This window comes from Aquimonas voraii (genome assembly GCF_900101825.1).
Classification (GTDB): domain Bacteria; phylum Pseudomonadota; class Gammaproteobacteria; order Xanthomonadales; family Xanthomonadaceae; genus Aquimonas; species Aquimonas voraii.
Window position 1 is genome coordinate 29,802 of sequence record NZ_FNAG01000018.1, and the last position, 12,861, is coordinate 42,662.

A 12,861-nucleotide genomic window follows, 5' to 3' on the forward strand; every position below is an offset into this window, starting at 1 on the left:
TCGGCGGGGTGGCAGGTTCTGAAGAAGCTGTGCTATCGGGAAGCGCCCGTAACGCGGATGCCGGGTTACAGATCCTGCTGGTAGCGCACGTAAGGCACGCGGCCGGCGGTTTCTTCGACGGGCGGCAGCTCGCGCAGCGGCCAGTTCCGGGTGTCGCCGCGGCTCCAGTACTGGGTGGCGCCGACGGTCAACTCGCCGCGCCAAGGCGTGCGCCAGGTGATGCCCAGGTCGAGGCTGTTCAGCACGCCGGGCAGGCCACGCAGTTCGAGCGAGCGCGCGCTGAGCGTGCTGCTGAGCGCGCCGCTGCCGGCTGAGAAGCTGAGCGCGTCGCTCTCGAACACGGGCACGGGGATGCCCCAAAGGTCGACCGTCCTGCCCTGGCTGCGCAAATTCTGGCCCTCGATGCGCAGCCAGCCGCCCTCGCCCAGCTCGAAGCCCAAGCCGAAGCTCAGCCGCTGAGCATGGCCCGAAGTCGGCAGCGCGAGGTGCAGGGGCGTGGCCTCGGACAATCCCGGCAGTCCGGGCCATAGGCTGGGCGCTGCGCCGAACCGCTGCGGCTGTTGCACGCTGAGCCAGGCCAAGCCGTAGTTCACATCGATGCCCGCGCGTTCAATGAACCAGGCGCCGGACAGGCCGACGCCGTTGCCGTAGCCGGGCAGGGTGGTGGCATCGAGTTCAAGGCGAGCGAGCATGCATTGCTCGCTGAGTCCGATCGCACCGGCACCGCCGCGATCGCAGAGGATGGCGAGACCGGGCTGGCTGGGCGACAGGCCCAGCCCCGAGAAGCCGCGCTCCGCTGCCGGGCCGCGCACCGGACGCTGGCTGTCGTGCCCCAGCGCGCTTGCCACACCGAGCAGGCGATCCAGCAAGGAGGCATCGTTCTGGCTGGGCTCGGTGCCAAGCAGAAGAGCGCCATCGGTGGCGTCCGACGCAGACGCCGTCAGGCAGGCCAACGCCGACCCGAAGGCCAGTGCGAGCGTGAGAGCGGAGCGGCGAGAAGTCATGGTAATCGCGTGGCGAACTGGTTTTCGCTGAAGAGTCGCAGTGATCGTTTCGAGCGGCGTAAGGCTGGTGGCCACGACCGTGCGCGGCGCAGGGCGTTCCCACGCGCACAAAGTTTAACGCGACGCTAACTTCCGCGAAACGGTACAGGCAGGGCATGCCCGCGCAGCGTGAGCCGTGGGGCGGTTCGGTGGCCTTCATGCCCTGTTCCAATTGTGGCGACATGGTGAAATGCCCGCATAATCGCCCGGTCGGACGCTTCGCCTCTCTGGGCGGGGTCCAGGCAGCAGGGGCGCGACGCCGGTCCACGGCCGGCGGCGCGCGACGATTCAAGCTTTCGAAGGCGTACCAGCCCCGCCCATGGCTTCCTGGAAAGGCGCAGAAGACCTCGACGGGGACACCGCTGCCCTGGCCGGGGTGCATGCTGAGACCCCGGTGCACGGCGCCGGGCTCGAGGAGGTCCTGCTGAGAGCGCTGGAGACCCTCAGCGATGGCCGCGCCTCGCTGCGCCTCGGCCTGCGCTGCCTGGGCGATGCCTCGCTGCGCGCTGAGGCCCATCTGCCTGGCTTGGCGCTCCCTGAACCAAGCCCCTCCATGTCAGCTGTGCAGCGCATCGAGTGGACGCTGGCCGGCCTGCCCGGGGCGCCGGTGCTTCTCAACCTCAGCTGGGCAGAGGGGCAGGCGCCCCAGCCTTTCGAGATGGAGGCTCTGGAGCGCATCCTGCGCGCAGGCCTGCCGGCGGCACTTGAAGTGGAGCGACTGCAGAGCGCGCTGGAGCGCCTCGCCGAGGCCGAGCGTCTTCAGCGCGCCCTGTTCTCGATCGCCGACCTCGCCAGCGCCGAGGGCGATGCCGGAGAACTCATCGCCGGCGTACATGCCATTCTCGCGGGCTTGATGTACGCCGAGAACTTCTACATCGCTCTGCTTGATGATGCCCAGGACACACTGGTCTTCCCCTACTTCCGTGACGGCGTGGACAGTGAAGGGCCGCCGATCGGCAGGCCGATCCCGCGCGAGGAGTACCGGGGTTCTCTGACCGACGAGGTGTTCAGATCCGGGCGTCCGCTGATGGGCGATGCAGCCCAACTGCTGCGGGCGATTGGCAGGCCCGAGCGTGCCTCCAGCTTCGGCCCGCTCTCGCTTGATTGGCTGGGCGTTCCGCTGATGCGGGGCGGCGAGGTTTTCGGGGTGGTGGTGGTGCAGAGCTACGACCCCGAGCAGCGCTACAGTGAGCGCGAACGCGCGCTGCTGAGTTACGTGGCCCAGCACATCGCCACCGCGCTTGAGCGCAAGCTTGTGCACGATGACTTGGAGCGTCGCGTCGCCCAGCGCACCGATGAACTGCGCGAAGCGAACGAGGCCCTGCGGGCGGAGATCGAGGAGCGCCAGCGCGCCGACCGACTGCAGGCTGCGCTGTTCAGAATCGCCGAACTGGGGTCCTCGGGTGGCAGCCTGGAGGACTTCTTCGGCGCGGTGCATCGGGTCATCGGCGAACTGCTGTTCGCCGAGAATTTCTACATCGCCTTGCACGATGCCGAGCAGGACCTGATCAGCTTTCCCTACTCGGTCGACCAGCATGACCGGCGAAGGCCGACCCGGAGAATGGCGCGCGGCATGACCGAATACGTGCTGCGCACTGGCCGTCCCATCCTGCTCGACCGCGCGGGAATGGCAGTGCTGGCAGAGCGTGGCGAGGTTGAGGCTTCGGGCACCCAGGCGCAGATCTGGTTGGGGGTGCCCCTGACCTGCGCCAACACGACGGTTGGCGTACTCGCGGTGCAGAGCTACGACGATGCACTGGGCTACCAGCCGCGCGACCAGGAACTGCTGACCTTCGTCTCCTACCACGTGGCCAATGCACTGGAACGCAAGCGCGCCACCGATTCGCTGCGCCAGGCCTATGCTGAGCTGGAGCGCCGGGTCGAGCAGCGGACCGAAGCACTGTTCGAAGCCAACCGCGACCTCCGCCAGCAGATCACCGAGCGCGAGCGCATCGAGTGGCAGCTGAAGCATGCCGCCTTGCACGATGCGCTGACCGGCCTGCCCAACCGCAGCTATCTGATGACCCGGCTGGACGAGGCGCTGCTGCGCTATGCGGCCAATCGCAGCGACTGCTTCGCGGTGCTGTTCCTCGACCTTGACCGCTTCAAGGTGGTGAATGACTCCGTCGGCCATCTCGTCGGCGACGAGCTGCTGAAGGAGGCAGGCGCGCGCATCGCCGCCAGTGTTGGCCGCCGCGGCACCATCGCGCGCCTAGGCGGCGATGAGTTCGCGATTCTCATCGAGGGCGTCGAGGCCGAGGCCGAGGCCAGCGAGGCGGCCGCGCGCATCATCGATGCCATGGAGATGCCGATCCGCGCCGGCGGCAAGGAACTCTACAGCTCGGTGAGCATCGGCATCGCCCTGGCCCAGCCGCACTACCGTACTGCCGCCGAGCTGCTACGTGACGCCGATGTCGCCCTGTACCGGGCGAAAGCCAATGGTCGCCGCCGATTCGAGCTGTTCGACGAGGCCCTGCGCCGCGAGGCCCTGCTGCAGCTGGAGCTGGAGGGCAACCTGCGGCGTGCTCTCGTGCGCAGCGAGTTCGAGCCGGTGTTCCAGCCGATCCTGGACCTTGAAAGTGGCGCCATTGCAGGTTACGAGGCACTGCTGCGCTGGCGCCACCCGCAGCGTGGCCTGCTTGCGCCGTCCGATTTCCTGGGCCAGGCCGAAGAATCGGGTTTGTTGGAGGCGATCGACTGGCAAATCTATGAGCTGGTGTTTGCCCAGGCTTGGCAGCTCGTCGCCCAGGGCGGCTACGTCAGCATCAACGTCGGCGCGCGCCACTTGCGCTCCGCGCAGTTCGTGCCGGAGATCGCGCGCCTGCTCGCGCGCTACGGTTTGCCGCCGCAGCGCCTGCGCATCGAGGTCACGGAGCGCAGCCTGTTCGAGCAGCCGGAGCTCGCGCGCGAGCTGTTCCGCGAGCTGCGTGCGCTCGGGGTGTCGCTGGCGCTGGACGATTTCGGGACTGGCTACTCGTCGCTCAGCTATCTTCATCAGTTCCCCCTGCAGGTGCTGAAGATCGACCGCAGCTTCGTCGAGGCCGCAGACCAGGGCGAGCCGGGCAATGCGCTGGCTGTGCTGCGCGCCATCTGTGCGTTGGGCTCGTCCCTGGGCATGGAGGTGGTGGCCGAGGGCATCGAATCCGAGGCGCAGCTTGCGCGCGTGCGTGAACTCGGCTGCCGATACGGCCAAGGTTATCTGCTCGGGCTGCCGCAGCCGGTATGCTTGATCGCGCCACCGGCGGCGTCAGCTGCCACCGAGGCAGAGTCGTCGCTGTCGCCTGCTGCGCTCGCTGAGCGCGTTGCCTCTTGAGCGCGCGATCCGGGCGCGCTCGCGGATAGGCCATCTCGGCTCGGCTGTGGTGTCGCGTTCATTTCCCGGGCGCGCTGCGCTAGCGTGCGCCGCGGCACAGCCCATCCATCGCGGAGCTCTGATGTCCCGTCCTGCCAGCCTGGCCGCTGAACCCGAAACCCTGCGCGAAGTCGACCTGCCGGCCAGCGACCAGCCGCTGCGTGAAGACGTCAAACGACTCGGCGCCCTGGTCGGCGAGGTGATCGCGGACCAGGAAGGCGAGGCCTTCTTCGAGCGCGTCGAAGCCCTGCGTCGACTCGCCATCCAGCGCCGCGAACAAGGCGAGGGCCTCGATGCGCTGGCCGCCGCTGTCGATGGCCTGCCGCTGGATGAGGCTGAGGGCTTGGTGCGGTCGTTCGCGACTTATTTCGGCGTGGTCAACCTGGCAGAGCGCATCCACCGCATCCGCCGTCGTCGCGATTACCAGAAGCAGGCCACTGCCGCGCCGCAGCCGGGCGGACTGCTGGCCGCAGTCACCGAGCTCAAGGCTGCGGGTGTCGAGTTCGATGAACTGCTGGGCCTGTTGCGTCGCCTCCACATCGAGCCGGTTTTCACCGCACATCCCACCGAGGCCGTGCGGCGCGCGCTGTTGGAAAAGGAAGCGGAAATTGTCCGCGCGCTGATCGACGACCTCGACCGCGCACGTACGCCGGGCGAGCGGCGGCTGGACCTGGCGCGCATTCGCATGGCGCTCACCAGCGGCTGGCAAACCGCGGAGAACGCGATTGAGAAGCCCACCGTGGCGGATGAGCTCGAGCACGTCAGCTACTACCTCGGCCATGTGCTCTACCTGATTCTGCCGGTCTTCCACGAGCTGCTGGCCGATGCGGTGGAAACCGTCTACGGCCGCGCGCTGCCCGCGCTGCCGCCGATCCTGCGCTTCGGCTCGTGGGTGGGCGGCGACATGGACGGCAATCCCTTCGTCGGCGCCGACACCATCGAAGCCAGCCTTGCGGCGCAGCGTGGCCTGATCCTGTCCAACTACCGCGGCGATCTCGCCCACCTCGCCGGCCTGTTGACCCAGTCGACCAGCCGCATTGGTGTCGATCCGCGCGTGCTCAAACGCATCGACGATTACCGTGCGCGCCTCGGCGAGTCGGCGCAGCGCCTGCGCTCGCGCCACGACGACATGCCCTACCGGCAGCTGTTGAACCTGATGATCCTCCGGCTGGAGGCGACTGAAGCCGAGGCTGCGGAAGGCTATCGCGGCCCGGCCGGCCTGCTGGATGACCTGAACCTCATCGCCCATTCGCTGAAGAGCCAGCGCGGCGAGCACGCCGGCTTCTTCGCCCTGCGGCGCCTGCTGCGCCGGGTCGAGGCCTTCGGCTTCCATCTGGCCACCCTCGACCAGCGCCAGGACTCGCGGGTGCACGACGCCGCGCTGGCGGTTCTGCTGAAGGACGCTGACTGGCCGCAGCGCTCAGTCGAGGATCGGGCGGCGCGCCTTGCCGAACTGCTGGGCGGCGAGCTCGGCAAGCGCAGCTCCACCGAGTCGGGCACCCAGCGCGTGCTCGATGTGTTCGCCAAGCTTGCCGAACTGCGTCCGCGCTACGGCGCCGAGGCTTTCGGGCCCTACATCGTCAGCATGAGCCGCAGCGCAGCCGATGCGCTGGCCGTGCTGGCGCTGGCGCGCATGGGCGGCCATGCCGATGCCAAGGGCGCGGTTCCGCTGGACGTCGCCCCGCTGTTCGAGACCGTGGATGACCTGGCGGCCGCACCCGAGGTGGTCGCGGCCCTGCTCGATGATCCGGTCTATCGCGTCCATGTCGCCGCCCGCGGCGAACGCCAGGTGGTGATGCTGGGCTACTCGGACAGCGCCAAGGATGCCGGGCTCGCCGCCTCGCGCTGGGCCATCCAGCGCGCGCAGATCGCACTCTGCGCCTTGGGCGCCGAACGCGGCGTACGCATCCTTTTCTTCCACGGTCGTGGCGGCTCCGCCAGCCGTGGCGGCAGCAAGACCGAACGCGCGGTGATCGCCGCACCCCGCGGCAGCGTCGACGGCTATCTGCGACTGACCGAGCAGGGCGAGGTGATCCATCGCAAGTACGGCATCCGCGCGCTGGCCCTGCGCAACCTCGAACAGACGGCCGGTGCGGTGCTGCGCGCGACCGCGCGCCCGCGCCCGCCCGAGCCGCGCGAGCCGGCCTGGCGCGAGGCCATGGCCCTGATCGCCAACGAGTCGCGCCGGGTCTATCGGGCCTTCGTGCACGAGGAGCCGGCGTTCGTCCCCTATTTCCGCGAGGCCACGCCGATCGATGTGATCGAGCGCCTGAAGCTCGGCTCACGGCCTGCCAAGCGCGCGGCCGGGGGCCAGGCCGGGGTCGAATCGCTACGCGCGATTCCATGGGTGTTCGCCTGGTCACAGAACCGCTGCAACCTCACCGGCTGGTACGGCGTCGGCAGCGGGCTGGCCGCCGCGATCGAGGCCCGGGGCATCGAGGCCATGGCCGAGATGGCGCGCGACTGGCCCTTCTTCGCCACCCTGGTGGACGACGTCGAGATGGTGCTGGCCAAGACCGAGCTCGACATCTTCGCCCGCTATTCGCTTCTGGCGGGCGCTGAACTGCACGCGGCCCTGTTTCCGCGGATCGAGGCCGAGTTGGAGCGCACGCGACGTGCGGTGCTCGAACTCAAGGGCGCGCAGGAACTGCTGGCCGGCGATCGCCGGCTGCGGCTGTCGATCCGCCTGCGCAACCCCTACGTGGATCCGATCAGCCTGCTGCAGGTCGACCTGCTGCGCCGCTGGCGCATGGCAGGCCGGCCCGAGGACGCCCTGTTCCATGCGCTGGTGGCCACGGTCAACGGCATCGCCGCCGGCGTGCAGAACACCGGCTGATCGCGCGGCTACAACCCGTGCAGTGCCTGCTGCAGGTCTTCGATCAGATCGTCGGCGTGTTCGAGGCCGACCGAGACCCGCAGCAGGCCCTGCGGCGACACCGGATGCGCGCCTTCGACGGAAGCGCGGTGCTCGATCAGCGACTCGCAGCCGCCAAGTGAGGTGGCGCAGTGGAACAGGCGGGTGCTGCCGGCGACCTTGAGCGCCGCGTCGCGACCCGCGGCCAGTTCGAAGCTCAGCATGCCGCCGGGGTGCTTCATCTGCTTCGTCGCCAGCGCATGGCCTGCGTGCGAGGCGAGCCCGGGGTAGTGCACGACTGACACGGCAGGATGCGCGGCCAGTGCGGCCGCCACTTTCTCGGCGTTCGCGCAATGCAGGGTCATCCGCGCCGGCAGCGAGCGCAGGCCGCGCAGGATCAGCCAGGCGTTGAAGGGGCTGGCGCTGGCGCCGAGCAGCTTGCGTACCTCATAGCAGCGCGCGGCCAGCGCGTCGTCGCGCGCGAAACAGAGCAGCCCGCCCATCACGTCGGAGTGGCCGCCCATGTACTTGGTGGCCGAATGCATCACCACGTCGGCGCCGAGTGCGATCGGCTGCTGCAGTATCGGCGTGGCAAAGGTGCTGTCGACCACCAGCAGGGCGCCGCTGGCATGCGCGATCTCGGCACAGGCGGCGATGTCCACCACCTGCATCAGCGGGTTCGATGGAGTCTCGATCCAGAGCATGCGGGTCTCGCCATCGACCGCCGCGCGCACGGCAGTGGAATCGCGGCCGTCGACGAAGCGCGAGGACAGGCCCCAACGCGGCAGCCAATGCTCGGCCAACTCGCGCACGCCGTGGTACAGGTCGCGCTGGAACACCACGTTGCCGCCTGACGGCAGCGCTTGCAGCAGGCAGTTCGCGGCCGCCATGCCCGTCGACAGCAGCAGGGCGCGCGAGGCGCCGTCGAGTGCCGCCGCCGCCTGCTCCAGCCGTACCTGGGTGGGGTTGTTGTCGCGCTGGTACAGGTAGCCGTGGTCCTGGGTGCCATCGGGCGCGTGCAGGAAGGTGGTGGAGAGGTTGAGCGGCGCCGCCAGCGCGCCGGTTTCTCGATCGGGCTCGGCGCCGATGTGTACGGCGCGGGTTTCAAGGCGCATGGCCGGTCCTGATGGGTGGGGCGCGCGCAGTGTGTTCGGTGCGATGGAACGCGGCAATGGTCGAAGGTCAGCCGGCACGCGGCTTTGCGATACTGCGCGGACTCCCAGCGCTTGAGATCCGCTTCGATGTCCAGCCACGCCCCCGCTGACGAGCTGCTTGCCACTGCGCGCCGTCGCTACCTGCCGATCTACCGCCCGCGCGAGCTGATCCTGGAGCACGGCGAAGGCTCGCGCGTCTGGGACAGCGCCGGCCGCGACTACATCGATCTGGCCGGCGGTATTGCCGTAAATGCGCTCGGCCATGCCGACCCGGATCTGCGCGCCGCCCTGATCGAGCAGAGCGCCAAGCTCTGGCACACCAGCAACATCTTCTACAGCGAGCCGCCGGTGCGCTTGGCCGAGGAACTGGCCGCGGCCTCGGGCTTCGCCGAGCGCGTGTTCCTGTGCAACTCGGGCGCGGAAGCGAATGAGGCCGCGATCAAGCTTGCGCGCAGGCACGCGGCAGCCCAAGGCAGGGCACCGGCGCAGCGGGTGATCCTCACGTTTCGGGGCAGCTTCCACGGCCGCACGCTGGCGACCATCACTGCGACCGCGCAGCCCAAGTATCAGGAAGGCTTCGAGCCCCTGCCGGGCGGCTTCCGCTATGTCGACTTCAACGACATCGCCGCCTTCGACGCGGCCTTTGATGCCGATGTCTGCGCGGTCCTGGTCGAGCCGATCCAGGGCGAGGGCGGGGTGATGCCGGCGGCACCAGGCTTCCTCGCGCACCTGCGCCGCCGCTGCGACGAGACCGGCGCGCTGCTCATGCTGGACGAGATCCAGTGCGGGATGGGCCGCACCGGGCGGCTGTTCGCCTGCCACGGCGAAGGCGTGCAGCCTGACTCCGTGAGCCTGGCCAAGGCGCTGGGCGGCGGCTTTCCGATCGGCGCTCTGCTGGTCGGCACGCGCGCCGCCGAGAGCCTGGGCTTCGGTAGCCACGGCACCACCTTTGGAGGTAACCCGCTGGCGGCCGCGGTGGCGCGCGCGGCGCTGGCCAAGCTGAAGTCGCCGGAGCTGCTGGCGAACGTCGAGGCGCGTGGCGCGCAGCTGGTGGCCGGCCTGCACGCGATCAACAGCCGCCTCGGCGTGTTCAGCGGGGTGCGTGGACGCGGGCTCATGCAGGGTGGCGTGCTGATTGATGAACATGCCGCGCGCGCGGCCGAAGTGCTCGATGCCGCGGCTGGCGAAGGTCTGCTGGTGCTGTCGGCGGGCGTCGGCGTGCTGCGCTTCGTGCCTGCGCTCAACATCCGCGAGGACGAGCTGGCTGAGGGCTTGCAGCGGCTGGAGTGCGCGTTGCGGACGGTGTTTGGCTAGCCAGACCCATGGCAAGACATCGCACTGCATTGCAGAGGGCAGCGGGGGATCTGGTCTCTGCTGTTCAGAAGGTGTGGATCCTCCAGCTTGGCGAGGCCGACGCTTCTTCAAGCGAGCGTGCCCTGGGACTGGCGCATCAACTGTTTCAAGCCGCCGCCTCTGCCGGCGAGCTGCGCGCCGCTCTCGGCGCGCGCTCAATCGAGGAGTTTCTTGGAGATGCCTGGGTCTTGCGACATCCCTCGACGCACGAAGCCATCGAAGCTCTGAAGTCCGTGTTGATTTCAGAGTGCTAGCTGCTCGCGTTCATTGCTTCGCTGAACGCCTCTCGCGCCGCAGCGATTGTGGCCTCGATATCCGCCTCGGAGTGCGCCGCAGAAATGAACCCCGCCTCGTAAGCGGAGGGCGCGAAGTACACGCCGCGCTTCAGCAGGCCGTGGAAGAAGCGATTGAAGGCTGCGATGTCGCACGTCGTCGCCTGGGCGAAGCTCTCCACCTTCTGGTCGGTGAAGAACAGGCCGAACATGCCGGGCACGCGATTGGTGGTGACCTCGACGCCGGCCTCGTGCGCAGCTTGCTCTAGGCCATCACAGAGCAGATTGGTCTTGCGCATCAGGTCCTCGTAGAACCCGGGCGTCTGGATGAGCTCCAGGGTGGCGAGACCGGCGGCCATCGCCACGGGATTTCCAGACAAGGTGCCAGCCTGGTAGATCGGGCCCGAAGGTGCGACCTGCGACATGATCTCGCGGCGGCCGCCGTAGGCGCCCACCGGCATGCCGCCGCCGATGATCTTGCCAAAGGTGCTCAAGTCCGGCGTGACCCCATACAGCGCCTGCGCGCCGCCCAAAGCCACGCGGAAACCCGTCATCACCTCGTCGAAGATCAGCAGCGCACCATGCCGGCTGCACAGCTCGCGCAGGTGCTGCAAGTAGCCGGGCTTGGGCAGGATGCAGTTCATGTTTCCGGCGATCGGCTCGATGATCAGGCAGGCGATTTCGCTGCCGTGCTGCTCGAACAGCGCCGTCGCAGCCTCGAATTCGTTGTAGGCGAGGGTGAGGGTGAGATCGGCGAGCCCGCTGGGCACGCCCGGCGAGGTCGGTACGCCGAAGGTGAGCATTCCGGAACCGGCTTTCACCAGGAAGGCATCGCCGTGGCCGTGGTAACAGCCCTCGAACTTCACCACCCGGGAGCGCCCGGTGTAGCCGCGGGCCAGCCGTATCGCCGACATGGTGGCCTCGGTGCCGGAGTTCACCATCCGGCTCATTTCCATCGATGGAACGAGGCGCGCGACGGTCTCGGCCATGGTCACCTCCAGCGGGTTGGGCACGCCGAAGCTGAGGCCGTTGGCTGCCGTGCGGGTGACTGCTTCCAGCACCTTGGGGTGCGCATGGCCGGCGATCATCGGACCCCAGCTGCCGATGTAGTCGATGTAGCGCTGGCCTTCGACGTCCCACAGATAAGGCCCTTCGGCACGGGTGGCGAAGAAGGGTTCACCGCCCACCGAACGGAAAGCGCGCACAGGCGAATTCACGCCGCCGGGCATCAGCTGCTGGGCGCGCTCAAACAGCGCGTGGTTGGTCTGCATGGGAGTCTCCTTGGAATTCGGAAAAGGCCTGGCGAAGCGCGAGCACGGCGGCGGCCGGGTCAGCGGCTTCATAGACAGAGCTGATGACGGCCAGAAGGTCCGCCCCTGCGGTGACGATGCTGGGCGCAATGGCCGGTGTGATGCCGCCGATGGCGACGATGGGCAAGGCCAGCGGACGCGCCTGTTCGAGCAGCGTCAAATCGGCACGCTTGGCCAAGGGTTTGGTTGGCGATGCTGCAAAGGCGCCGAACGCGATGTAGCTCGCTCCCTCGGCACGTGCCAGCGCAGCGCGCTCGTAGCTGGCGTAGCAGGAAGCGCCAATGAGCGCTTTGGGCCCCATGCGTTCGCGGGCAAGCCGCAGCGAACCGTCCTCGCCGCCGAGGTGAACGCCGGACGCACCCACGTCCATGGCCATCTCCACGCCGTCGTTCACGATCATGGGGACGTTGAACTCCCGGCACAGCTCGGCAAGTGCGGACGCCTGCCGAGCGCGCACCTTCATCGTCGCGGTCTTGTTCCGGTATTGAAGCAGTGCTAGACCCGCCGACAGTGCGCGGCGGCTCCGCTCAATCAAGAGCGCTGTGTCGCCCAGGTCGGGGGTGATCAGGTACACGCCGCGCAGGGGCGTAGGCATGGGAGGGCTTGCTTGGGCTGCATGCAGCGGACATGGAAGAATATCAGCCGACACTTCCACCCAAAGAGGAGAGGACATGAGCACAGCGGCCGCCGCACCAGGCAAACGACATTGGATGTGCGTTGTGTGCGGCTTCATCTACAGCGAGGCCGCGGGCTTGCCCGAGGAGGGCATCGCGCCCGGCACCCCCTGGGAGGATGTCCCGGAAACCTGGCTGTGCCCGGACTGTGGCGTGACCAAATCGGACTTTGAGATGGTCGAAATCAAAGCCTGAACACGCGGCGCGCGGCTTGCACCGCACGTCCACCTTGAGGCTCAGGGCTGTCCGCGCTCGGGAATGCCCGGGCCGAACACCAGCTCATCTCCTCGCCGCACGCCAAGGGCGTCGGCGCTGCCCGCATTGAGCTCCAAGGTGTAGAGGCCGGGCCCCGCGCTCGGGTAGCTGGGGCACATGGCGCTCTTGCAGGGCGGCACGTTGCGCGCGACGGAAACGAGCCGCCGCTGGTCGTCGAAGTAGAAGATGTCGAGCGCGATGAGTGTGTTCTTCATCCAGAAGGCCAGCGGCTGCATCCGCTCGAAGAGGAAGAGCATGCCTTGGTCGGCAGGTAGCTCGGCCCGATGCATCAGCCCCTGCTGCCGCGCGGCTTCGGTCTGCACCACTTCTACATAGAAGCGTTGGCCCTTGAGTTCTACCCAGGTGTCGGGGCGCGCCTGGCAGGCGGAAACAAGAAGGACGAGGCTGAGAGCGAGCAGGAAGCGCATGGAAGCTCCAGATGGTGGGTTGGCTGTCGGGGAACCTTAACCAAGATCCACGCCGCAATCTTTTTCCCTCCGCCCTCTTTACAACTTTGGAAAACGCGGTATAGTGGGCGGCTCGCACGGACGGGGTCGCTGCTGAAGCGGCTCCGGAAGTCGGCAGAAAAAGTTT

At 68.1% G+C, this 12,861-nt stretch carries 10 protein-coding genes; 5 read left to right on the plus strand and 5 right to left on the minus strand.

The features are described from left to right. Positions 1-65 precede the first annotated feature (65 nt). The gene (locus tag BLP83_RS17095; protein ID WP_143006759.1) at positions 66-1,004 is read right to left on the minus strand and encodes a hypothetical protein; all 939 of its coding nucleotides are present in this window, start codon (positions 1,002-1,004) and stop codon (positions 66-68) included. A gap of 358 nt (positions 1,005-1,362) precedes the next feature. Between BLP83_RS17095 and BLP83_RS17100 the strand changes: the two genes are divergently transcribed. Both BLP83_RS17100 and ppc read left to right on the plus strand, forming a co-directional pair. Next, complete coding sequence (locus tag BLP83_RS17100) at positions 1,363-4,356, plus strand: EAL domain-containing protein (protein WP_091245757.1); 2,994 nt, start codon at positions 1,363-1,365, stop codon at positions 4,354-4,356. Positions 4,357-4,477: 121 nt separating this feature from the next. Further along, complete coding sequence (ppc, locus tag BLP83_RS17105; protein WP_091245760.1) at positions 4,478-7,231, plus strand: phosphoenolpyruvate carboxylase; 2,754 nt, start codon at positions 4,478-4,480, stop codon at positions 7,229-7,231. 8 nt (positions 7,232-7,239) lie between these two features. Here the strand turns inward: ppc and BLP83_RS17110 are convergent, their stop codons facing one another. Then, positions 7,240-8,364, minus strand: coding sequence for a trans-sulfuration enzyme family protein (locus tag BLP83_RS17110; protein WP_091245765.1), 1,125 nt, complete (start codon positions 8,362-8,364; stop codon positions 7,240-7,242). Between the two features lie 126 nt (positions 8,365-8,490). Here BLP83_RS17110 and BLP83_RS17115 point away from each other — a divergent pair, with 126 nt between their 5' ends. After that, a complete protein-coding gene (locus tag BLP83_RS17115) occupies positions 8,491-9,717 on the plus strand; it encodes an acetylornithine/succinylornithine family transaminase (RefSeq protein ID WP_091245769.1) in 1,227 nt (408 codons plus the stop codon). 8 nt (positions 9,718-9,725) lie between these two features. After that, entirely contained in the window at positions 9,726-10,010 is a 285-nt protein-coding gene (locus BLP83_RS17120) for a hypothetical protein (protein ID WP_143006760.1), read from the plus strand. Here the strand turns inward: BLP83_RS17120 and hemL are convergent. Together hemL and thiE are read right to left on the minus strand one after the other, a co-directional pair. After that, the gene (gene hemL, locus BLP83_RS17125) at positions 10,007-11,299 is read right to left on the minus strand and encodes a glutamate-1-semialdehyde 2,1-aminomutase (RefSeq protein ID WP_091245776.1); all 1,293 of its coding nucleotides are present in this window, start codon (positions 11,297-11,299) and stop codon (positions 10,007-10,009) included. The two genes, BLP83_RS17120 and hemL, sit on opposite strands and share 4 nt — an antisense overlap. After that, on the minus strand, positions 11,274-11,933 hold the full coding sequence (gene thiE / locus BLP83_RS17130; protein WP_091245779.1) for a thiamine phosphate synthase: 660 nt from the start codon (positions 11,931-11,933) through the stop codon (positions 11,274-11,276). The genes hemL and thiE overlap by 26 nt, the downstream gene beginning before the upstream one ends. 76 nt (positions 11,934-12,009) lie before the next feature. Between thiE and BLP83_RS17135 the strand changes: the two genes are divergently transcribed. Beyond that, on the plus strand, positions 12,010-12,207 hold the full coding sequence (locus BLP83_RS17135; protein WP_091245780.1) for a rubredoxin: 198 nt from the start codon (positions 12,010-12,012) through the stop codon (positions 12,205-12,207). A gap of 41 nt (positions 12,208-12,248) precedes the next feature. Here the strand turns inward: BLP83_RS17135 and BLP83_RS17140 are convergent, their stop codons facing one another. Beyond that, positions 12,249-12,695 carry a DUF192 domain-containing protein gene (locus BLP83_RS17140; protein WP_091245785.1) on the minus strand — a complete coding sequence of 149 codons (447 nt, stop codon included), beginning with the start codon at positions 12,693-12,695 and terminating at the stop codon, positions 12,249-12,251. Positions 12,696-12,861 lie beyond the last annotated feature (166 nt).